Origin of the sequence: Pseudonocardia halophobica, from assembly GCF_050948485.1 — a bacterium.
GTDB classification, from domain to species: Bacteria; Actinomycetota; Actinomycetes; order Mycobacteriales; family Pseudonocardiaceae; genus Pseudonocardia; species Pseudonocardia halophobica.
In genome coordinates, this window is sequence record NZ_CP192046.1 from 268403 (window position 1) to 289245 (window position 20843).

Annotated in this window: 16 protein-coding genes, 2 tRNA genes, 1 other RNA gene and 1 pseudogene; 13 read left to right on the top strand and 7 right to left on the bottom strand. The window is 74.8% G+C overall.

Features of this window, described 5'->3' with window-relative positions:
* Positions 1 to 138 precede the first annotated feature (138 nt).
* Entirely contained in the window at positions 139 to 1605 is a 1467-nt protein-coding gene (locus ACQP04_RS01365) for a SulP family inorganic anion transporter (protein ID WP_433505272.1), read from the top strand.
* Between the two features lies 1 nt (position 1606).
* On the opposite strand, the gene ACQP04_RS01370 is transcribed toward ACQP04_RS01365, so the two are convergent.
* The gene (locus ACQP04_RS01370) at positions 1607 to 2680 is read right to left on the bottom strand and encodes a YeiH family protein (RefSeq protein ID WP_433505273.1); all 1074 of its coding nucleotides are present in this window, start codon (positions 2678 to 2680) and stop codon (positions 1607 to 1609) included.
* A 167-nt stretch (positions 2681 to 2847) separates the two neighbouring features.
* Here ACQP04_RS01370 and ACQP04_RS01375 point away from each other — a divergent pair, with 167 nt between their 5' ends.
* The gene (locus ACQP04_RS01375; RefSeq protein WP_433505274.1) at positions 2848 to 4212 is read left to right on the top strand and encodes an MFS transporter; all 1365 of its coding nucleotides are present in this window, start codon (positions 2848 to 2850) and stop codon (positions 4210 to 4212) included.
* Positions 4213 to 4267: 55 nt separating this feature from the next.
* Positions 4268 to 5254: a TIGR03617 family F420-dependent LLM class oxidoreductase gene (locus ACQP04_RS01380; protein ID WP_433505275.1), complete on the top strand. Its 987-nt coding sequence runs from the start codon at positions 4268 to 4270 to the stop codon at positions 5252 to 5254.
* 32 nt (positions 5255 to 5286) lie between these two features.
* Here the strand turns inward: ACQP04_RS01380 and ACQP04_RS01385 are convergent, their stop codons facing one another.
* Complete coding sequence (locus tag ACQP04_RS01385) at positions 5287 to 6063, bottom strand: nucleoside phosphorylase (RefSeq protein ID WP_433505276.1); 777 nt, start codon at positions 6061 to 6063, stop codon at positions 5287 to 5289.
* A 103-nt stretch (positions 6064 to 6166) separates the two neighbouring features.
* Between ACQP04_RS01385 and ACQP04_RS01390 the strand changes: the two genes are divergently transcribed.
* Positions 6167 to 6685, top strand: a complete 519-nt coding sequence (locus ACQP04_RS01390) for a VOC family protein (protein ID WP_433505277.1) — start codon at positions 6167 to 6169, stop codon at positions 6683 to 6685.
* A gap of 408 nt (positions 6686 to 7093) precedes the next feature.
* Positions 7094 to 8113: an LCP family protein gene (locus ACQP04_RS01395; protein WP_433505278.1), complete on the top strand. Its 1020-nt coding sequence runs from the start codon at positions 7094 to 7096 to the stop codon at positions 8111 to 8113.
* Positions 8114 to 8184: 71 nt separating this feature from the next.
* Here ACQP04_RS01395 and ACQP04_RS01400 read toward each other — a convergent pair whose 3' ends face one another.
* Complete coding sequence (locus ACQP04_RS01400) at positions 8185 to 9138, bottom strand: Ku protein (RefSeq protein ID WP_433505279.1); 954 nt, start codon at positions 9136 to 9138, stop codon at positions 8185 to 8187.
* A 73-nt stretch (positions 9139 to 9211) separates the two neighbouring features.
* Here ACQP04_RS01400 and ligD point away from each other — a divergent pair, with 73 nt between their 5' ends.
* Both ligD and ACQP04_RS01410 read left to right on the top strand, forming a co-directional pair.
* Positions 9212 to 10135: a non-homologous end-joining DNA ligase gene (gene ligD / locus ACQP04_RS01405; RefSeq protein WP_433505280.1), complete on the top strand. Its 924-nt coding sequence runs from the start codon at positions 9212 to 9214 to the stop codon at positions 10133 to 10135.
* Positions 10136 to 10384: 249 nt separating this feature from the next.
* Complete coding sequence (locus tag ACQP04_RS01410) at positions 10385 to 10996, top strand: putative glycolipid-binding domain-containing protein (protein WP_433505281.1); 612 nt, start codon at positions 10385 to 10387, stop codon at positions 10994 to 10996.
* Between the two features lie 13 nt (positions 10997 to 11009).
* On the opposite strand, the gene ACQP04_RS01415 is transcribed toward ACQP04_RS01410, so the two are convergent.
* Genes ACQP04_RS01415 through ACQP04_RS01425 form a run of 3 tightly spaced genes read right to left on the bottom strand, consistent with a single transcriptional unit; the run spans position 11010 to position 14535 of the window.
* Positions 11010 to 11951 carry a prephenate dehydrogenase gene (locus ACQP04_RS01415; RefSeq protein WP_433505282.1) on the bottom strand — a complete coding sequence of 314 codons (942 nt, stop codon included), beginning with the start codon at positions 11949 to 11951 and terminating at the stop codon, positions 11010 to 11012.
* A 44-nt stretch (positions 11952 to 11995) separates the two neighbouring features.
* Positions 11996 to 13309: an amidase gene (locus ACQP04_RS01420; RefSeq protein ID WP_433505283.1), complete on the bottom strand. Its 1314-nt coding sequence runs from the start codon at positions 13307 to 13309 to the stop codon at positions 11996 to 11998.
* Positions 13310 to 13329: 20 nt separating this feature from the next.
* Positions 13330 to 14535: a M20 metallopeptidase family protein gene (locus ACQP04_RS01425; RefSeq protein ID WP_433505284.1), complete on the bottom strand. Its 1206-nt coding sequence runs from the start codon at positions 14533 to 14535 to the stop codon at positions 13330 to 13332.
* Between the two features lie 79 nt (positions 14536 to 14614).
* Between ACQP04_RS01425 and ACQP04_RS01430 the strand changes: the two genes are divergently transcribed.
* From ACQP04_RS01430 to ACQP04_RS01445, 4 genes are all read left to right on the top strand, one after another.
* A complete protein-coding gene (locus ACQP04_RS01430) occupies positions 14615 to 15133 on the top strand; it encodes a tRNA adenosine deaminase-associated protein (protein WP_051737761.1) in 519 nt (172 codons plus the stop codon).
* A 110-nt stretch (positions 15134 to 15243) separates the two neighbouring features.
* Complete coding sequence (locus ACQP04_RS01435; protein WP_433505285.1) at positions 15244 to 15711, top strand: nucleoside deaminase; 468 nt, start codon at positions 15244 to 15246, stop codon at positions 15709 to 15711.
* Between the two features lie 34 nt (positions 15712 to 15745).
* A tRNA-Ser gene (locus ACQP04_RS01440) sits at positions 15746 to 15833 on the top strand.
* A gap of 87 nt (positions 15834 to 15920) precedes the next feature.
* Positions 15921 to 16895 (top strand): ornithine cyclodeaminase family protein, encoded by a 975-nt coding sequence (locus tag ACQP04_RS01445; protein WP_433505286.1) that lies wholly within the window; start codon positions 15921 to 15923, stop codon positions 16893 to 16895.
* A 49-nt stretch (positions 16896 to 16944) separates the two neighbouring features.
* Here ACQP04_RS01445 and ACQP04_RS01450 read toward each other — a convergent pair.
* A tRNA-Ser gene (locus tag ACQP04_RS01450) sits at positions 16945 to 17032 on the bottom strand.
* A gap of 73 nt (positions 17033 to 17105) precedes the next feature.
* Here ACQP04_RS01450 and ffs point away from each other — a divergent pair.
* Together ffs and ACQP04_RS01460 are read left to right on the top strand one after the other, a co-directional pair.
* Positions 17106 to 17202, top strand: an RNA gene (gene ffs, locus ACQP04_RS01455) — signal recognition particle sRNA small type.
* Between the two features lie 61 nt (positions 17203 to 17263).
* Positions 17264 to 18874 (top strand): annotated as a pseudogene (locus ACQP04_RS01460) (DNA polymerase III subunit gamma and tau); the annotation flags it as partial.
* Between the last annotated feature and the right edge of the window lie 1969 nt (positions 18875 to 20843).

Below are 20843 nucleotides of genomic sequence, written 5' to 3' on the forward strand. Positions count from 1 at the left end.
ACACCGGTTCGCCCGCAACGCCCCGCGCGCCCTTAGCGTCACCCCGCGCCGTTCGCGCACTCCCCCTCACCCGCACTCACGCCGCAGCCTCCGCACCGTCGCCGACCGCTGCCCGGCGACGACCCGTGAAGGCCGCCCGTGTCCCGTCCTGCCCTGTCCGCCCCGCCTGCCCTGGCTGCGCCGACGAAGCCCGCCGTGCTGCGCACCGAGCTGCTGTCCGGCCTCGTGGTCGCGCTCGCCCTCATCCCGGAGGCGATCGCCTTCTCCCTCATCGCCGGCGTCGAGCCGCAGGTGGGGCTGTTCGCCTCGTTCACCATGGCCGTGACGATCGCGGTGGTCGGCGGTCGTCCGGCGATGATCTCCGCGGCGACCGGGGCGGTGGCTCTCGTCGTGGCCCCGCTGGTGCGCGACCACGGGCTGCCGTACCTGGTCGCCGCGGTGATCCTGGCCGGGGTGCTGCAGGCGGTGTTCGGGCTGCTGGGGGTGGCGAAGCTGATGCGCTTCCTGCCGCGCAGCGTGATGGTCGGCTTCGTCAACGCGCTCGCGATCCTCATCGCGGCCGCGCAGTTCCCGCAGGTCTGGGGCGTGCCCTGGGCGGTCTACCCGCTGCTGGCCGTCGGCCTGGCGATCATGGTCCTGCTGCCCCGGCTCACCACGGTGGTGCCGGCCCCGCTCGTCGCGATCGTCGTGCTCACCGCGGTCACGGTCGGCGCCGGGATCTCCGTGCCCACCGTCGGCGACCAGGGCGCCCTGCCGTCGACGCTCCCGGTGCCGGGCCTGCCCGACGTGCCCCTGAGCTGGGAGACGCTGCGCATCATCGCGCCGTACGCGGTCGGGATGGCGCTGGTCGGGCTGCTCGAGTCGCTGATGACCGCCCGGCTCGTCGACGAGATCACCGACACGCGCTCCGACGCCCGCCGCGAGTCCTGGGGCCAGGGCGTGGCCAACGTCGTCACCGGGATCTTCGGCGGCATGGGCGGCTGCGCGATGATCGGCCAGACGATGATCAACGTCCGGGCCGGCGCCCGCACCCGGCTGTCCACCTTCCTGGCCGGCCTGTTCCTGATCGTGCTCTGCGTGGTCCTCGGCCCGGTCGTCGCGCGGATCCCGATGGCCGCCCTCGCCGGCGTCATGATCATGGTGGCGGTGGGGACCTTCGACTGGCACAGCCTCCGCACGCTGCGCCGCATGCCGCGCAGCGAGACGGCGGTAATGCTCGCGACGGTGGTGGTCACCGTCGCGACCCACAACCTGGCCTACGGCGTCGGGGTGGGGGTCGTCGTGGCCGCGCTGCTGTTCGTGCGGCGCGTCGCCCGGCTGGTGGAGATCGACCGGGAGGCCGTCGGGGAGCAGGTGGTCTACCGCGTCCGCGGCCAGTTGTTCTTCGCCTCCAGCAACGACCTCGTGCTCCGCTTCGCCTACGCCGACGACCCCGCCGAGGTCACGATCGACCTCTCCGGCGCGCACGTCTGGGACGCCTCCACGGTGGCCGTGCTCGACGCCGTCGCGCAGAAGTACGCGGCCCGCGGGACCGAGGTGACGATCACCGGGATGAACGCCGACAGCGCACGCCGGCACGAGGCCCTGGCGGGGCGGCTCGCCTGAGCTACAGCGCGCCGGTGGCGGCCTGCAGGCCCAGGCTCGACGCGGCCACGGCGACCCAGAGCAGCCCGCCGAGCAGGAGCGGGCGGAACCCGGCGGCGCGCATGTCGGCGAACCGGAGGGTGAGGCCGATGCCGGCCAGCGCCGTCGTCAGGAGGAAGGTACCGAGCAGGGCGAGGCCCGCGTGCCAGCCCGCCGGGACCAGGCCGAGGCTCTGCGCGCCGGCGGCGAGGAGGAAGCCGACCAGGAACAGCGGGACGACCTTCCGCCACGGCACCCGGCGGGTGTCGCCGGTCCGGCGCCCGCGCAGCATCGCCAGGGCCAGCACCACCGGCACGATCATCAGAGTTCTCGTCAGCTTGACGACGATCCCCTCCTGCGCGGCCTCCGGCCCGTAGGAGACGGCCGCCGCGACCACGGACGAGGTGTCGTTGATCGCCGTCCCGGCCCAGAGGCCGAACGCCGTCTGGTCCATCGCGAGCGCGTGCCCGACCACCGGGAAGAGCAGCACGGCGGCCACGTTGAAGGTCACGATCGTGCCGACCGCGTAGGCGAGGTCGGTCCGCCGGGGCTCGATCACCGAGGCGACCGCGGCGATCGCCGAGGCCCCGCAGATGCCGGTCCCGACCGAGACCAGGGTGCGGGTGTCGCCGGTGACGCCGAGCAGGCGGCCGAGCAGCCAGCCGCCGCCGAGGGCCACCGCGAGCGTGCCGAGCATGACCGGGAGCGAGCCGAGCCCGACGTGCACCACCTGCTGCAGCGAGATGCCGGTCCCGAGCACGACGATCGACGCCTGCAGCAGCGGCCGGGCGGCGACGGCCAGGCCCGGGGCGAGGACCCGGCCCGGGCGGACCACCGCGCCGACCAGCGCGCCGAGCACGATCCCGAGCACCGGCCCGCCGAGCACCGGGACGAGCCGGCCGAGGCCGGTGGCGGCCGCGGCGACCAGCAGGGCGAGCGCGAGACCGGGGCCGACCCGGCGGACGACCCGTCCGGCACGGCCGAGGCCTGCGGCGGCGGAGCCGAGCAGACCCGCGTGGGGATGACCGGGTGCCCAGCCGGCCGGCACGCTACTCATGTCTCTCCCCTCGGGACGGCCGCACAAAATGTACGGACATTACGGGCCCGTGGCAAGGGGCGGGGCCGAAAGCAGATCGCAAGGTGATCCACCCTGCGTGAACTGATTCACGGTGCAACACTTCCGCTCGTCACACCGCCGGACCGGGAGAGGCCGCCATGGCCACCATGGGTTCACAGTCAGTCACCGCGGAGCGCGTCGCGCGGGTGAACGCCCGGCTGGACCGGCTTCCGGTCTTCGGGCTCTCGCCCGTGGTGTTCGTCGTCGTCGGGGCGTCGTACTTCTTCACCTTCTACGACATCACCGCGATCGGGGTCACGCTGCCGGTGCTGGAGGAGCGGTTCGGGCTCAGCGGCGCGGACCTCGCCCTGCCGGTGACGACGAACCTCTTCGCCTACATCGTCGGCGCCTACGTCCTGTCCAGCCTCGCCGACTACATCGGCCGCCGGCGCGCGCTCGCGCTGTCGGTGGTGCTGCTGTCGGTCGGGGCCGTCCTCACCGCCCTGTCCTGGAGCGTGACCAGCCTGGCGATCTTCCGGGCCGTCACCGGGCTGGGGATGGGGGCGGAGATCGCGCTCGCCGCGACGATCATGACCGAGCTGTCCCCGCCGCGGCTGCGCGGGCGCGGCGTGGCGCTCAACGTCTTCTGGGGCGGTGTCGGGCTCGCGGCCGCACCGTGGATCGGGCTCGGCCTGATCTCGTGGCTGCCCGCGGACATCGGGTGGCGGGTGGTGTTCGCCCTCGGCGCCCTCGCGATCGTCGTGCTGGTCTTCCTCACCGACCGGTGGGTGCCCGAGTCGCCGCGCTGGCTCGTGCTGCACGGCCGGCCCGATCGCGCGGACGGGCTGCTGGACCGCATGGAGACGCACGTCCGGGCGCGGGGACACACGCTGCCCGAGCCGCGTCCCGCCGCGGCCGAGGGGGACCTGTCCACCTTCCCGACCTGGGAGCTGCTGCGTCCGCCGTACCTCGGCCGGGTAATCGTCGTGTTCCTGTTCTGGTTCTTCAGCTACATGGCCGCGTACGCCTACCTGGCCTACCTGCCGACGCTGCTGGACGAGATGGGCGTCGGGAAGAGCCTGCTGTACAGCGCCATCGGCGACCTCGGTTTCCTCGTCGGCGGGTTCGTGTCCGTACTGGTCATCGACCGCTGGAACCGCAAGCACTCGGCGGCCGCGGCCGGACTCGTCGGGATGCTCGGCATCACCCTGGTCGCGGTGAGCCACGGGCCTGGCCTGCTGATCGTCGGCGCGTTCCTCGCCGGGATCTGGATCATGGCGCCGGCGCTGGGCTACGCCTACACCTCGGAGGTGTTCCCGACGCGCGCCCGCGCCTCCGGCATGTCCATCGGCGACGGCCTGGGGCACCTCGGCGGCGCGGTGCAGCCCTACATCGTGGTCGCCGCGCTGGCGGCGTTCGGCCCGCGCGGCACGTTCGGGCTGATGGTCGGCATGATCGCGGTGGCCGCGTCGATCATCCTGTTCGGCGGGATCCGGACGGCCGGGGACTCGCTGAGCGACCTGGCCCGGTGACGCGCTCGACGCGGCCGTTGACCGGCCCGCCCGGCGCGGGGCAGAGTCGGCGCCCGTGAAGATCGACGCGCGGTTGCGGGACGGCCTCGAGCATGTGGCGGAGGACGCCCGGACCGCCGAGGAGCTCGGCTTCGACGGCGCCTGGAACAGCGAGAACAAGGCGGACGCGTTCCTGCCGATCGCGGTCGGGGCCGAGCACACCACGCGGCTGGAGCTCGGCTCGTCCGTCGCGATCGCCTTCGCCCGGACGCCGATGACCGTGGCCTACCAGGCCGTGGACCTGCAGCGGTTCTCCCGCGGGCGGTTCGTGCTGGGCCTCGGCAGCCAGGTCCGGCCGCACGTCCAGCGGCGGTTCTCGATGCCGTGGTCGAGACCTGCGGCGCGGATGAAGGACTTCGTGGTGGCGCTGCGGGCGATCTGGCACGCCTGGGACAGCGGCGAGCGGCTGCACCACCGCAGCGAGTTCTACGACCACACCCTGATGACGCCGAACTTCGTGCCGCCCGAGAACCCGTACGGCCCGCCCAAGGTGTTCCTCGCCGCCGTCGGGCCGCACATGCTGCGGACCACCGCACAGGTGGCGGACGGGCTGTTCACGCACCCGTTCCTCACCGAGCGGTACCTGCGCGAAGTGATCCTCCCGGAGGTCGAGGAGCACCGCGGGGAGGGCATGGCGCCGCTCGAGATCGCGCTGTCCGCCTTCGTCGCGCTCGACGAGGCCGACGTCGAGGCCGTCCGCCGGCAGATCTCCTTCTACGGCTCCACGCCGGCCTACCGCCCGGTGCTGGAGCTGCACGGCTGGGGCGACCTGCAGACCGACCTCAACACGCTCTCCAAGCGCGAGCGGTGGGACGAGATGGTCCCGCTCGTCACCGACGAGATCCTGGAGAGCATGTGCTCGATCGGGACGGAGAAGGAGGTCGCCGCCGACCTGCGCCGCCGCTACGACGGCCTCGCCCACCGGGTCCGCTTCAACCGCCCCGGTGACGCCTCCGGCCCCGCCCGCTTCGCCGGTCTCGTAAAGGCCCTCCGCACCCCGTGAGTGCCGACTGCCCCTGGAGCGGCAGTTCGCGCTCAGGACCCTCGGTGAGCAGGGGGAACGAGGCGTAGGGCCGCGTCGGCGGCGAGCTCGAAGAGGGCGGCGCGGATCTCGGCGGCGGTGGTCCAGCCGCGGTGCTCCCACTCCTCGCCTGCGAGGGAGTCGCCGGCGAAGAGCAGGTGGGCGAGCCTGATCCCGCGGTACCGGGCGACCGCGATCAGCGCCGACGCCTCCATGTCGACCACCGCGCAGCCCTCGGCGACGCGCCGGGCGACCCGGCCACGCGTCTCGCGGAACACGCCGTCCGTGGTCCACGCGCGGGCGGTGACGTAGGGGACGTCGGCGGCGTCGAGCGTGCCCGTCAGCGCGGCGACGCCCGCGGGGTCGGCCTCCACGACCCGGCCGGCGGGCAGGTAGTGGAAGGAGGTGCCCTCGTCACGCAGGGCGCTGTCGACCACGACCGCGTGCCCGACGGTCAGCTCCGGCACGAGCGACCCGGCCCCGCCGACGGCCACCGCCGCCCGCACGCCGAGCGCGATCAGCTCCTCGAGGAAGATCGCCGACAACGGCGCCCCGACGCCGGGCTGGATCACCGCCAGCCGCCGCCCGTCCCGCTCGATCTCGTGCACCGGCCACGGCCCGAGCTCCGACGACAGGTGCACCGTCCGCACCGCGGGCACCGCGGCCACGACCTCGGGGAAGAAGCACAGCACCGCGGCCTCCGGCAGCCGCACCCGGCGGGGCACGACGCGGTGCGGCTCGAGCACCCCCGGATCGGCCAGGTCGTCCTCGCAGAGGGGCAGCGGATCCACGGGCCGATCATGCCCCGCGGCGCTACCGTTTCCGGGAGCGGGCACGGAATGTTGCACGCTCAACAATCGTTGGACGGGGCACCACCGACGGAAGGGGAGTCCGATGCCGCAGCCCGAGGGAGCCGAGCTCGAGGCCATCCGCGCCCGACGCACCGACCTGCGCGGGAAGTACCTCCAGGCACCCGCCGACCGCAGGCCGACGACCGTGCAGGGCGTCCACCACCTCGCACTGATCTGCAAGGACGTCGAGGAGACCATCCGCTTCTACCAGGAGGTGCTGGGCTTCCCGCTCGTCGAGCTGGTGGAGAACCGCGACTACCGCGGCTCCAGCCACTTCTTCTTCGACATCGGCCACGGCAACCTGCTGGGCTTCTTCGACTTCCCGGGGCACGACCACCCGGACTTCAGCGAGACGATCGGCGCGGTGCAGCACCTCGCCCTCTCCACCTCGCCGGAGGAGTTCGAGCGCGCCAAGGCCCGGCTCGACGAGGCCGGCATCGACTACCTCGGCCCGGACCGCGGCGTCGAGAACAGCCTGTACATCCGGGACCCCAACGGCGTCGGGCTCGAGTTCTACCGCGAGGAGCTCGGCAAGTTCGAGGGCGAGGAGCTCCTCACGTAACCCGTTGATCCTTCCGGCCCGCCGCCGGCACCGCCCGGCGCGGGTTCCGGACCGTCGCGCAACCCCGGCCGCTCCCGCGCGTCCCATGGTTGAGGGACCGGTACGGCCCCTCGCTACCGTGGTCCGCGACCGGAGCGGACCGGCGGCTCATCGAGCGGAGCTCGCGGAGCGAGCCTCGACACCGACGGGACGGTGCAGGGACGGATGAACGGTGACCGACGCGGCCCCGCCGGGCCGCCGCCGGGCAGGGGCGCCCCGCCCCCGCGGCGCGGCGGCGGGCCGGGCTGGACCGCCCAGCCGGGGCGCCGTCCCGGGCCGCCGCCCCAGGGGCGTCCGATGCCGCCGCCGGGCGCGCGGCCGTCGGGACCGCCGCCGCGGCAGGGTCCGCCGCCCCCGCAGAACACCCGGATGATGCCGTCGTCGGCCCCCGCGCCGGAGACGTACCGGCCGCCGGTCCGCACCCGCCCGCCGAAGCCGCCCCGCGCCCGCCGGCCCGGCCGGTGGGGGCGCCGCATCAAGATCGCGCTCGCGCTGATCCTCATCGCCCTGATCGGGTGGGGCGTCTACCTCGACCAGAACCTCAACCGGGTCCAGGCGCTGCCCGCGGACAGCACCGCGGAGTCGTCGGGCACGAACTGGCTCATCGTCGGCTCGGACAGCCGCGCCGACCTCTCCGCCGAGGACGAGGAACGGCTGGGCACGGGCGACGCCGCCGGCCAGCGCACCGACACGATCATGCTGCTGCACTCCGGCAGCTCCGGATCGGTCCTGGTCAGCCTGCCCCGCGACTCCTACGTGCCGATCCCGGGGCACGGCTCGAACAAGCTCAACGCCGCCTACGCGTTCGGCGGGGCGCCGCTGCTGATCAGTTCGGTCGAGGCTGCCACGGGGCTGCACATCGACCACTACGCGGAGATCGGGTTCGGCGGGTTCGTCGACGCCGTCGACGCGGTGGGCGGCGTCGACCTGTGCGTGCCGAAGGCGATCAAGGACCCGAAGGCGGCGCTGGACATCCAGGCCGGCTGCCAGGAGCTCGACGGGCAGACGGCGCTCGGCTACGTCCGCACGCGGGCGACGGCGGGCTCGGACTTCGACCGCGTGCAGCGGCAGCGCGAGTTCCTCTCGGCGCTGATCGCGAAGGCGACGAGCGTGGGCACCCTGGTCAATCCGTTCCGGGTGGTCCCGCTGGCCGACGCGATGACCGCCCTGCTCACGGTCGACGACAACGACCACATCTGGAACGTCGCCCAGCTCGGCCTGGCGATGCGCGGGGTGACCAACGGGGGCATCGCGACGACCGCGCCGGTCGGCAGCACGCCGACGATCGGCGGGCAGTCCGTGGTGCGCTGGGACAAGACCCGGGCGAGCGCGCTGTTCGGCGCGCTGCAGAAGGACCAGACGCCGGCGCAGAGCTCGCTCGGCCCCTGACCACGTCGCCGCAGGTCACCTGCGGTCGTGAGTGCGTACCGCCCCTCTAGCGGCAGTACGCACTCACGGGGTCAGGCGGTGCGGCGCTTGCGCGTCGTGGTCTTCTTCTCGGCGCCGTCCTCGCCCTCGTCGGCCTTCTTGCGACGGGTGCTCGGCTTGCGGGCGCGGGCGGGCTTCTCCTCCGCCGGCTCCTCGGTCTCCTGCGGCTCCGCGCCCGCCTTGGTGGCGGCCTTCTTGCCGGACGAGCCGCGCGCGGCCTCGACGCTCGCCTGCAGCGCCGAGAGCAGGTCGGTCATCGAGTCGCCCTCGTCGTCCCGCTTCTGCTCGACCGGGGCCGGCTTGGTGTCGCCGTGCTCCTTCTTCGACTCGATCAGCTCGACGACGGCGTCCCGGTACTCGTCGTGGAACTCGGTGGGGTCGAAGTCCGCGCCCATGCTCTCGATCAGCGACGCGGCCATCTGCCTCTCCTGCGGCCGCAGCTCGATGTCCTGGTCGAGGATGTCGAAGTCCGGCTCGCGCACCTCGTCCGGCCACAGCATCGTCTGCAGCACGATCGTCTTGTCCCGCACCCGCAGCAGCGCGAGGCTCTCCCGCTGCCGCAGCGCGAACCGCACGATCGCCAGGCGGTCGGTCTCCGCCAGCGCCTCGCGCAGCAGCGCGTACGGCTTCGCCGCCTTGGTCTCGGGCTCGAGGTAGTAGCTCTTGTCGAACAGCAGCGGGTCGATCTGGTCCGCCGGCACGAACTCGACCACGTCGATCTCGTGCCCGCTGGCCACCGGCAGCGAGTCCAGGTCGGACTCGTCGAGCGTGATCAGCTCGCCGTCCTCGGTCTCGTAGCCCTTCACGATGTCCGCGTACTCCACGACCTCGCCGCACACCGTGCAGGTCCGCTTGTACCGGATGCGGCCGCCGTCGGCGCCGTGCACCTGGTGGAAGCGGATGTCGTGGTTGGTCGTGGCCGAGTACAGCTTGATCGGCACACTGACCAGCCCGAAGGACACCGCGCCGCTCCACATCGCGCGCATGGTCGCCCGTCCCTTCCGCGCCGGTTGCCGTCCGTGACGGCCCGTCGGGTGACAGCATGACGGTGTGCAGCCCATGCTCGCCACTCCCGGACCGCTCCCGACGGGGCCGGAATGGGTCTACGAGGTGAAGTGGGACGGCATGCGGCTGCTCGCCGAGGTCACCGACGGTGAGGTCCGCCTGGTCACACGCGCGGGCCGGGACGTCACGGCGACCTTCCCCGAGCTGACCGGGCTGACCGCGATCGCCCCCGACGTCGTGCTCGACGGCGAGGTCGTCCTGCTCGAGGAGGGGGTGCCGAGCTTCGCCGCGCTCGCCGACCGGGTGCACCGGCCGGTGTCCCGGACCCGCGCCCTGGCCCGGCCGGTCACCTTCATGGTGTTCGACGTGCTGCGGCTCTACGGCGTCCCGCTGCTCGAGCGGCCGATGCACGAGCGCCGCGCGACCCTCGAGCGGCTCGACACCACGTCGGTCCCGGCGGTGGCGCTCTCCCCGCTCTACACGGACGGGCGCGCCCTGTTCGACGCCACCGGGCGGCGGGGGATGGAGGGCATCCTCGCCAAACGGCGGGAGTCGGAGTACCGGCCGGGCGGTCGCAGCCCCGCCTGGGTGAAGGTGACCCACCGGCACACCCAGACCTGTCTGGTCGGCGGCTGGCGGCCCGAGCGCTCGGGGCAGGGCACGCGGATCGCGGCGCTGCTGCTCGGCGTGCCCGACGGCGGCGACCTGGTCTACGCGGGCCGCGTCCCGGTGGGGCTCGCCGGAGCGGTGGTGCAGCGGGTGCTCGGCGAGCTGATGACGGACCTGGAGACGGACGCGTCACCCTTCCGTGGCCGCCCGCCCCGGGCCGAGGCCGCCGGGGCGCACTGGTGCGAACCCGTCCTCACGGTCGAGGTGGCGCACCACGGCTGGACGGCGGAGGGCAGGCTGCGCCAGCCGGTCTTCCGCGGCGTCCGGGCCGACGTCGACCCCGCCGAGGTGCGGCGGGAGGACCGGTGAGGGTCGACACGTCTGGAAACCCGCGCCACGGAGGTGTTGGATGACGCGGACGGCGATGCTCGAGAAGGGGGCACCCACCGTGGACATGCACGAACCGGCGGGCCGGGCACCGGCCGGACACGACGGGCGGCGGAGGGGTCCCGCCGCCGAGCCGACCGGAGGCCGCGCGCAGCCGCTGTCCCTGTAGATCATCTGCCCGACGACGGGCGTGTCGTACCGCGCCCGTCCCCGCTCCCTACGGTGGTGTCGATGACGACAATGCTCACCTGGCAGGCCGACGGCCGCCCGGGCCTCGAGGGCACGCGCGTGCACTTCGGCCCCGGTCCCGCCGGGTTCCGCGCGCTCGGCCGGATAGTCCGGCCGGACCCGGAGGGCGACTTCACGGCGTCGTACAGCCTGGTCGTCCGCGAGGACGGCACGCTCGGGCGGCTCTCGCTCAGCGCCGCGACGACCGGGTTCGAGAAGCACCTGACGATGAACCGGACCGAGGACGGCTTCTGGCTGCTCGACGACGGTTCGGGCAGCGAGCGCCAGGACTTCGACGGTGCCGTCGACGTGGACCTGGCGTTCAGCCCGCTGTTCACCGCGCTGCCGATCCGGCGGCTCGGGGCGCACCGCGAGGCCGTCGACGTCGAGGTCCCCGTGGTGTTCGTGTCCCTGCCCGATCTCGAGGTGACCCTGACCAGGCAGCGCTACCGGACCGTGCGGCCGGGGGAGGGGGACTCGCCGGCGGTGGTCGAGTTCGCCCGCGCGGACCTGCGGGTCGAGCTGGAGGTCGACGCGGACGGGTTCGTGCTCTCCGTGCCGGGCCTCGCCGCGCTGGTGTCGAACGAGCGGGCGGAACCGGCGCCGCAGAGCTGACGCCCGGCCGGGGCTACTTCCAACCGCCGACCACGTCGCCGCGGCGGCCGAGCTCGCGCAGCTCGGCGAGGGCGTCGGGACCGTCGAGCGAGACCTCCAGGGCCAGCGGCTCGCGGGTCGAGGCCCAGCGCTGCCGGGCCAGGTACCCGGACTCGACGGTGGCCTTGAGCCCGCCGGTGGAGGCGAGGGCCCCGCGCATCACGCCGAGCCGGCCGAGGGCCTCGTCGACCGCCGCGAGCAGCGCCGACCGGTTGCCCTCGCACATGGCCAGGGTCAGCTCGGGACGGGTGCCCGCGACGCGGGTGCCGTCGGCGAAGGAGCTCGCGGAGAGGGCGAGGGCCAGGTCGTCGTCGGGCTCGCCGGCGCCGACCGTCGCCAGCACGGCGGCGAGCAGGTGCGGGAGGTGCGAGATCCGGGCGACGGCGAGGTCGTGCTCGTCGGCCGCCGCCGGGACCACACGCGAGCCGCAGGCCCAGGCCAGCTCGGCGACGTCCTTCCACACGTCGAGGTCGGCGCCGTCGTCGGCGATCACCACCCAGGCGGCCCCGCGGAACAGCTCCCCGTCGCCGGCGGCCCAGCCCGACTCGGCCGTGCCGGCCATCGGGTGCCCGCCGACGTACCGGGCGCGCGGGGCGAAGGTGGCGACGGCGTCGGCCACGGCGACCTTGACGCTCACCGCGTCGGTCAGCCGGACGGTGGGCGCGACGGCGTCGACCCGCTTCAGCACGCCCTCGACCGCGGGCAGCGGCACCGCGACCACCACCAGCGCGTCGGCCCCGGGGGCCCGGCGCAGCGCGGCGTCGAGATCGGTGGTCACGTCGAACCCGTCGGCCCGGGCGGCGGAGGCCGTGCCGTCGGACGCCGCGACGCCCCAGCACTCCCGGCCCGCGGCCCGCGCCGCGCGCAGCAGCGACCCGCCGATCAGCCCGGTCCCCACCACGCACAGCGCTCGCATGGGCGAGCAGGCTAGTCGACCGGCTCGCCCCGCCCGACCCGCGGTCAGTCCCGCTCCAGCGCCCCCGCCACCCGCAGGATGCCCCGCTCCTCGAGCCGGACGCCCGTGATCTGCACCCCCGCGGGCAGCTCACCCGCCGCGACGGGCGCCGGGACCGACACCGACGGCCACCTCGTGAGGTTGAACGGGCTGGTCAGCGCGAGCAGCGCCGACCGCACCGGCACCCCGTCGACCTTCCGCTCGCCGATCGGCGTCGCCCGCAGCCGGGTCGTGGCGCTGACCAGCACGTCCATGTCCGACACGGCCGCGCGGAACTCCGCGGTGAGCCGCTTCCGGGTCCGCTGCGCCGCCACGTACGCGTGCGCCGGCCGGTCCGCGACCATCTCCAGCCGCTCGACGGTCTCCGGCTGGTAGTCAACCCGCCGCGTGGCCAGCCAGTCCCGGTGTGTCGCGTAGGCCTCGGCCCCGACGATCTCGGCATACGACGCGGCCAGCTCCCCGATGAACGGCGTCCGGATCTCGACGATCTCCGCGCCCGCCTTCTCCAGCAGCCGCACCGACTCGCGCACCGCCTCGGCCAGCACCGGGTCGGCGGCCTGCCAGTAGTCGTCGACCAGCACGCCGACGTGCGCGCCGCGGATGCCGGGCGGCTGGATGCCGCCGCCGGTGCCGTCCGGCCGGGACAGAACGTCCCAGGCGACGGACGCCGAGTGCGTGTCCGCGGCCAGGATCCCGACGGTGTCCAGGGTCTCGGCCAGCGGGAACACGCCGTCCGTCGAGAGGGTGCCGTACTCCGGCTTGAGCCCGACCACCCCGCACAGCGCCGCGGGCGTCCGCACGCTCGCCCCGGTGTCGGTGCCGAGCGCGATCGGCAGGTGCCCGGCCGCGACCGCCGCGGCCGAGCCGGACGACGACCCGCCGGTGATCCGCGTGGGGTCGTGCGGGTTGCGGGCGGGACCGGTGGCGGACACGTCGCCGGTCGGGCCGTAGGCGAACTCGTGCGTGGCCAGCTTCCCGACGATCACCGCGCCCGCCTCGCGCAGCCGCGCCACGACCGGCCCCTCGGTCGTCGCGGCGGGGGCGTCGGCGAGCACCGCCGAGCCCGCCCGCGTCGGCAGCCCGACGACGTCGAACAGGTCCTTCACCCCGACCGCCACGCCGTGCAACGGGCCACGCCACTCGTGCCGGGCCAGCTCCGCGGCGCGCTCCTCGGCGGTGGCCAGCGCGCGCTCGGCGTCGAGGGTGACGACGGCGGCGTGGTCGTCCGCGGCGAGCCGGTCCAGGACGTCCCGGACGTGCTCGACGGGCGAGAGCCCGCCGGAGCGCAGGGCGAGGGAGAGATCGCGCAGGCTGGTCACCCGTCCAGCCTGCCACCCCCTCAGAGCAGGGCCAGCGCGGCGTAGAGGGCGGCGCCCGCCGGGATCACCGACTCGTCGAACCGCACCCGGTTGGAGTGGTTGGGCGGGGTGTCGTGCGGCGAGGCGCCGGGCGGGCAGGCGCCGAGGAAGGCGAGGGCGCCGGGCACCCGGGCCAGCACGTAGGCGAAGTCCTCGGCGCCCATGATCGGAGTGGGGAGGGTGCCGACGCGGGCGTCGCCGAGCAGCCGGCGCGCGACGTCGGACAACCGGGTCGTGGCGGCCGGGTCGTTGACGGTCACGGGGTAGCCGGGCTCGATCTCGACCCGCGCGGTGCAGTCGTGGGCGAGCGCGGTGTGCGTGCAGACCCGCTCGATCTCGGCCCGCACCGCCCGCCGCACGCCCTCGGACATCGTCCGCAGGGTGCCCTCGAGCTCCGCGGTCTCCGGGATGACGTTGTCGGTGGTCCCGGCGCTGATCCGGCTCACGGTCAGCACGGCGGGGTCGTGCGTGTCCACCTTCCGGGTGATCATCGTCTGGAGGGCGCCGACCATCGCCGCGGCCGCGGGCACGGGATCGACGGCGTGGTGCGGGGCCGAGGCGTGGCCGCCGCGTCCCGTGACGGTGACCCGGAGGACGTCGGCCGCCGCCATGATCGGGCCGGGCCGGGAGTACACCTCGCCGCTCGGCATGGTGGCGCTGACGTGCAGCGCGTACGCGGCGTCGGGCCGGCCGCCCGGTCCCCGGCGCTCCAGCAGCCCCTCCTCGATCATCTGCCGGGCCCCGTGGAAGCCCTCCTCGCCCGGCTGGAACACCAGGACGACGCGGCCGGCGAGCTGGTCGCGCCGCTCGCACAGCAGCCGCGCCGCCGCGGCCAGCATCGCGACGTGCAGGTCGTGGCCGCAGGCGTGCATCACGCCGTCGACCTCGGAGCGGAAGGGGACGGCCACGTCCTCGCGCAGCGGCAGCGCGTCCATGTCCGCGCGGAGCAGCACGGTGCGGCCGGGCCGGGCGCCCTCGAGCACCCCGACGACCGAGCTCAGCCCGTTCCCGAGGTGCAGGCGCAGCGGGAGGTCGGCGAGGTCGGCGAGCAGGGCGTCGCGCGTCAGGGGCAGGTCGAGGCCCACCTCGGGCCGGCGGTGCAGGGTGCGGCGCAGCGCCACCGCGCGCGGCTGCAGGGACCGGGCGGCGCCCAGGAGGGTGGCGGGGGCGGTCGCGAGGTCGGGCACGGACCGATCCTGGCACCGCGGGCACCTCCACCCGAATTGTGGTTTGTGACACAGCCGAAACGCGCCTACCGTGAGCGCCATGCCGGTGCAGACGGTGGAGGCGCCCACGGAGGCGCGTGGTTCCTCGCTGCCCGGGTTCGCGGTCGCCGCGATCCGGGAGGAGGGGCGTTGGCGATGCGTGCGTCTGGATCCCGACGCCCTGGTCGACCTCGACGCCGCGATCACCGAGCTGCGCGGGCTGCGGTCCACCGGCGCCGTCGTCGGGCTGCTCGACGTCGACGACGAGTTCTTCGTCCTCCTCCGCCCGGTGCCCAACGGCGTGTCCCTGATGGTGTCCGACGCGGTGGCGGCGCTGGACTACGACGTCGCGGCCGACGTGCTCGACCTGCTGCGGGTGGAGCTCCCGCCGGACGAGGACGCGCTCGACGACGACCCGTGGCCCGAGGGCGACCTCGCGATCCTCGCCGACCTCGGGCTGCCGGCCGAGGAGCTGGGCGTGCTCGCCGGCGAGATCGAGCTGTACCCGGACGAGCAGCTGGCCGCGATCGGCCGCCGCTGCGGGTTCGGCGAGGAGCTGGCCAAGCTCATCGGCAGCTGAGCGGAGCTCGCGGAGCGAACATCGGCGCTGAGCGGAGCTCGCGGAGCGAACATCGGCGCTGAGCGGAGCTCGCGGAGCGAACATCGGCGCTGACCGGGCACGATGGCCGGGTGCTGCCCACCCCGGCCGACGACGTGCTGCTCGGCCGCGCCCTCGAGGTCGCGGCCGGTGCGCTGCGCACCGGTGACGTGCCGATCGGTGCCGTGGTCGTCGACGCCGCGGGGCGCGAGCTGGCGGCCGCGGCCAACGCCCGGGAGGCCCTGGGCGACCCGACCGCCCACGCCGAGATCCTCGCGCTGCGCCAGGCCGCCCGGGTCCGGGGGGAGTGGCGGCTCGAGGGCTGCACGCTGGCCGTGACCGTCGAGCCCTGCACGATGTGCGCCGGCGCGCTCGGCCTCGCCCGGGTGGGACGGGTGGTGTTCGGGGCGTGGGAGCCGAAGACCGGCGCCGCCGGGTCGCTGTGGGACGTCCTGCGCGACCGGCGGCTCACCCACCGTCCCGAGGTGGTGGGCGGGGTCCGGGCCACCGAGGCGGCGGCGCTCCTCGAGGCGTTCTTCACGGGGCACCGGGGGGCCTGAAACCCGTCGAGACCCGGCTTGTAACCTTGTCGGCGGTAGCGTGTCCGAGCGGCCGAAGGAGCGCGCCTCGAAAGCGCGTGAGGTTCACGCCTCCGTGGGTTCAAATCCCACCGCTACCGCCAGACCCGCCGGGCGGGCCCGCAAGGGCCCCCCGGCGTTCGTCGTTCCGGGCCGTTGACGTGGGCCGACGTACTCAGCACCATCGACCGATGCGCCTGCTGGACCGAGCCGCCGTCCAGGCCCTCCTCGACCCGGACGCGCTCCTCGACGCGGTCGCGACGGCCCTGGTCGACCTGAGCACCGGACGGGCGTCCGTCCCGCCGCGGATCGCGGCGCAGGTCGGCGAGCTCGGCCTCCTCGCCGCCATGCCGGCGTACAGCGAGACGCTCGGTGTCGTCGCCGCGAAGCTGCTGACCCTCTACCCGGGGAACGAGTCGCTGGGGCTGCCGACGCACCAGGCCCTCGTCGCGGTGTTCGCGCCGGAGGACGGCACCCTGCGCGCGCTGATGGACGGCGACGTCATCACCGCCGACCGCACCGCGGCGGCGTCGGCACTGTCCGTGCAGGCCCTGGCCCGGCCCGACGCCAAGGTCCTGGCCGTGCTCGGCACCGGCCCACAGGCGCTGGCCCACGCCCGCTACGTCGCGCGGATGCGCCCGTTCGAGGAGATCCGCATCGGCGGACGCGACCCGCACAAGGTCACCGCGGTCGTCGACCTCCTCGCCGCGGAGGGCGTCGCCGCGCGGGTCTGCACGATCGAGGGGGCGTTGCACGACGCGGACGTGGTCTGTGCGGCGACCAGCACCCTCCGCCCGCTCGTCGGGCCGGACGGGCTGCCGGACGGGGTGCACGTGGCCTCCGTCGGCTACCGCCCGGAGGGGCGGGAGGTGGACGCGGCCCTGCTGACCCGGGCGCAGATCGTCGTCGAGCACCGCCCGACCACTCTCGCGCCCTACCCCGTCGGCTCGAACGACCTCGCCGAGCTGCTCGAGCGCGGGAGGATCCACCCCGACGTCGTCGTCGAGCTCGGGGAGGTGCTCGGCGGCCTGCGCCCCGGCCGGGCCTGGGACGAGCAGCCCACCGTCTACAAGTCGGTGGGGGTGGCGGTGCTCGACGTGGCGGCCGCGGCCGTGGTCCTCGACGCGGCGGAACGGGCGGGAGCGGGCCTCGAGACGACGCTGTAGCCCCTGAGAACGACGAACGCCGGGCATCGACCCGGCGCTCGTGCTCGCGTGGCGGAGGATAGGGGATTCGAACCCCTGAGGGATTGCTCCCAACACGCTTTCCAAGCGTGCGCCCTAGGCCACTAGGCGAATCCTCCGGCGGGAACGATACGCGACGCGATTTCCGACCCCCGCCCCGGGACCCTCCCCGGCACATGTGGCTACACTCGGCACCGGACCCCGCGCGGCGTCCATCCTGTGAACTCCCCCAGGGCCGGAAGGCAGCAAGGGTCAGCGGGCTCTGGCGGGTGCGCGGGGTCCCCTTCGTTCTCTCGCCCCGGCTCCGCCCCTTCCCGAACTTGTCGGGGGTGGTCGGTAGCCTCGCTCGCGTGGCGCTGGCTCTCTACCGGAAGTACCGCCCGGCGAAGTTCGCCGAGGTGGTGGGGCAGGAGCACGTCACCGGACCCCTGGGCACGGCGCTCTCCGCCGGTCGGATCAACCACGCCTACCTGTTCTCCGGCCCGCGCGGCTGCGGGAAGACGTCGTCGGCGCGGATCCTGGCCCGCTCGCTGAACTGCGTCGAGGGCCCCACGCCGGACCCCTGCGGCGTCTGCGCCTCGTGCGTCGCGCTCGCGCCCGAGGGGCCGGGGAACATCGACGTCGTCGAGCTCGACGCCGCGTCCCACGGCGGCGTGGACGACGCGCGCGAACTTCGCGACCGCGCCTTCTACGCGCCGGCCGAGTCGCGGTACCGGGTGTTCATCGTCGACGAGGCGCACATGGTCACCACGCAGGGCTTCAACGCCCTGCTGAAGATCGTCGAGGAGCCGCCGGAGCACCTCGTCTTCGTCTTCGCGACCACCGAGCCGGACAAGGTGCTGCCCACCATCCGGTCCCGCACGCACCACTACCCGTTCCGGCTGATCCCGCCCGGCACGCTGCGCGCGCTGCTCGAGCGGATCTGTGCCGACGAGGACGTCCGCGTCGAGCCGGCGGTGTACCCGCTGGTCATCCGCGCGGGCGGCGGCTCGGCGCGCGACACGCTCTCGGTGCTCGACCAGTTGCTCGCGGGCGCCGGTCCCGAGGGCGTCACGTACGAGCGCGCGATGGCGCTGCTCGGCGTCACGGACGTCGCCCTGATCGACGACGTGGTCGACGCCCTCGGCGCGGCGGACGGCGGCGCCGTCTTCCAGGCCGTCGACCGGCTGGTCGAGGCCGGTCACGATCCCCGCCGCTTCGCCTCGGACCTGCTGCAGCGGCTCCGCGACCTGATGTTGCTGCAGGCCGTGCCGGAGGCCGCCGAGCAGGGGCTGGTCGAGGCGGCGGACGACGAGCTCTCCCGCATGATCGAGCAGGCCGCCCGGCTGGGCCCGGCCACGCTCACCCGGTACGGCGAGATCGTGCACGCGGGGCTCACCGAGATGCGCGGGGCCACCGCGCCGCGCCTGCTGCTCGAGCTGCTGTGCGCGCGGATGCTGCTGCCCGCGGCCACGACGTCCGACGCCGGGCTGCTCGAGCGCCTCGAGCGGGTCGAGCGGCGGCAGGCCATCGCGCCCGAGCCGGGTGCGGCGGCGGTGTCGGGTGGGTCGGCTCCGGCCGTGAGCTCGGCTCCTGCCGCTGCCGGCGGCTCCGCGGTGTCCGGCGGGGAGACGGCGCCGCGGTTCGTGCGGCCGTCGCAGCGGACGAGGGGTGCTGCTCCGGCGGCGCGGCCGACGCAGGAGAGTGCGGCGGACGGGGCCCGGCCCCGGCAGGCGGCGGAAGAGGACGCGGCACCGGGGCAGGTCGCGGCCGGTCCTGACGACGTCCCCGCGCGAGCGGAGGACCGTCGGCCGGCTGCTGCGGGAGACAGCAGCTCGTCGCAAGGGGCGGAGGGTGCACGGGGTGGCGACGCTCCCGCCCCCGCCGACGGACCTGACCGCGCCGACGGACCTGGCCGCGCCGACGGACCTGGCCGCGCCGACGGACCTGGCCGCGCCGACGCACACGCCCGCGCAGACGCGCCTGATCGCGCAGACGCGCCCGCCCGCGAGTTAGAGCCACCGGAGCGCGGCGAGGGCTCGGAGCCCGTGGCGCCCCTTCGCGGCAACGCCCCGGGCCGCGAGACCGAGGCGGATCGCGTGGGTACCGGTCGCGAGGCGGCTGCACCCACGCCCGCTGGTCGTGAGGCCTCGGCGGAGGCCGCCGGACGTGGCTTCGCGAGTCCTGAGGCGTCGGACGAGGCGGCCCGACGTGGGTCGGCGGGTGGCGAGGCGTCGGGTGAGGCCGCCGGACGTCGTGAGGCAGCAGGCCAGGAGGGCGCCGGAAGCGGCGCTCCCGGTCGCGCCGCGGCGTCCGAACACGAGAGGCCCGGCCGCGAGGACCCTAGGCGTGAGACTGCTGCCGGCGAAGCGCTCGGCCGCGATTCTGCCGGCCGCGAGCCTGCTGGTCGTGACTCCGCCGGTCGCGAGGCTGTGGACCGCGAGTTTGCTGGGCGCGACTCTGCCGACCGCGAGTTCACTGAGCGCGACTCTGCCGACCGCGGGTCTGCCGGTCGCGAGAGCGCCGGTCGCGTGGGCGCCGGAGCCCCAGGCGCCGGGAGTGCAGAGGCGGCAGGAGCCGAGAGCGTCGGAGGCGAGGCGCGCAGCGGTGAGGCGCGCAGCGGTGAGGCATCCGCCCGCGAGACCTCCGGCCGCGAGACTTCGGACCGCGAGGCACCCGGCCGCGGGGCTCCCGGGCGTGGGACCCCGCTCGAGCGTGAGGCTGCCGCCCGCGAGACCGCTGGACCGAGGGACGAGCCGCGGCGGCCCGAGGCACCCGGTCGGCCCGACACCGCGGCGCGCCCAGAGGCGCCGCTGCAGCAGGTGGCCGCGAGCAGTACCTCGCCCGCTGCTGAACCTGCTTCTCCCACTGCGGCCGAGGCGCCTGCCGCACACGGCCTCGACGCGAGCGCCGTACGGCGCGTGTGGTCGGAGATCCTGGCCGCGGCGCGTCAACTCAGCCGCAGCACGGAGGCGCTGCTGGTCAACGCGACCGTCCGCGCGGTGCAGGACGACACGCTGGTCCTGAGCATCGGCTCGCCGCCACTGGCCCGCCGCCTGTCGGACCAGCGGAACACGGACGTGATCGTCGAGGCGCTCCGCGCCGTGCTGGGCGTGCAGTGGCGCGTCCGCTGCGAGACGGGCGACGGCGGCGGTCCCGCGCAGCCGCCACCCCGTCAGGCGGCGCCGCGACCCGCCCCGCAGCGCCCGTCGCGGCGCGAGGCCCCGGAGCCGGAGCGGCCGAACCGCCCGGAGCCGGCGCGACAGGAGCGCCCCGAGCCGCGACGCCCGGCACCGGCGCAGCGCCCTCGCGGTGGAAGCGGCTCGGACGACGGCATCCCGCTCCCGCCCGAACCGCCGTCCGACGAACCCCCGCCGGACGACGAGGAGGCCATGTTCGCCGAGGCCGACGCGTCCCGCGCGGAGCGCAGCGTGCGCCGCGACCCGGAGGAGGTCGCCATCGAGCTGCTCTCCTCCCAACTCGGCGCCCGCGCCTTCGACCAGCGCTGACCCCACCCGACCAGCCGCCGCCCGGCCGGCGCTGACGAACCGAGCACCGCTCGCACACCCGCACCGCGCGCGTCCCGGCACGCCTCCGACCGCGGCGCACAAGGATCACTGCGAGCGTCCGGCACTCCGTGCCCACCACCTGTAGGCGCCACGATCATGTGAGCGCAGGCGAACGGCGGCGCGGAGCAGCAGCGTGTCGCTCTGGTCGATCACCGCCACGGAGATGGCTACGAGCGTCACCTCAGCGCGCTCCTGGCAACCGCACGCCACCCTCGAATCGACCACGTATCTCGACCGCGCGCAGGGACACGCGAGCGTGCGTGGGACGGCCAGACGCGTCGGAGCGGTCGGTACAGCGAAGCCCTCGCTGGCGGGCGGTTTTCATCCGCAGCTCGCACACGGACACGGTGCTCGACACTCAGCCCGCAAGGGGCGAGGTGAC

Excerpts from the sequence above, each read along its gene's own strand:
- ACQP04_RS01370 (WP_433505273.1), bottom strand. The coding sequence starts at position 2,680 with ATGAGTAGCGTGCCGGCCGGCTGGGCACCCGGTCATCCCCACGCGGGT.
- ACQP04_RS01375 (WP_433505274.1), top strand. The coding sequence starts at position 2,848 with ATGGGTTCACAGTCAGTCACCGCGGAGCGCGTCGCGCGGGTGAACGCC.
- ACQP04_RS01390 (WP_433505277.1), top strand. The coding sequence starts at position 6,167 with ATGCCGCAGCCCGAGGGAGCCGAGCTCGAGGCCATCCGCGCCCGACGC.
- ACQP04_RS01395 (WP_433505278.1), top strand. The coding sequence starts at position 7,094 with ATGATGCCGTCGTCGGCCCCCGCGCCGGAGACGTACCGGCCGCCGGTC.
- ACQP04_RS01400 (WP_433505279.1), bottom strand. The coding sequence starts at position 9,138 with ATGCGCGCGATGTGGAGCGGCGCGGTGTCCTTCGGGCTGGTCAGTGTG.
- ligD (WP_433505280.1), top strand. The coding sequence starts at position 9,212 with ATGCTCGCCACTCCCGGACCGCTCCCGACGGGGCCGGAATGGGTCTAC.
- ACQP04_RS01410 (WP_433505281.1), top strand. The coding sequence starts at position 10,385 with ATGACGACAATGCTCACCTGGCAGGCCGACGGCCGCCCGGGCCTCGAG.
- ACQP04_RS01415 (WP_433505282.1), bottom strand. The coding sequence starts at position 11,951 with ATGCGAGCGCTGTGCGTGGTGGGGACCGGGCTGATCGGCGGGTCGCTG.
- ACQP04_RS01430 (WP_051737761.1), top strand. The coding sequence starts at position 14,615 with ATGCCGGTGCAGACGGTGGAGGCGCCCACGGAGGCGCGTGGTTCCTCG.
- ACQP04_RS01445 (WP_433505286.1), top strand. The coding sequence starts at position 15,921 with ATGCGCCTGCTGGACCGAGCCGCCGTCCAGGCCCTCCTCGACCCGGAC.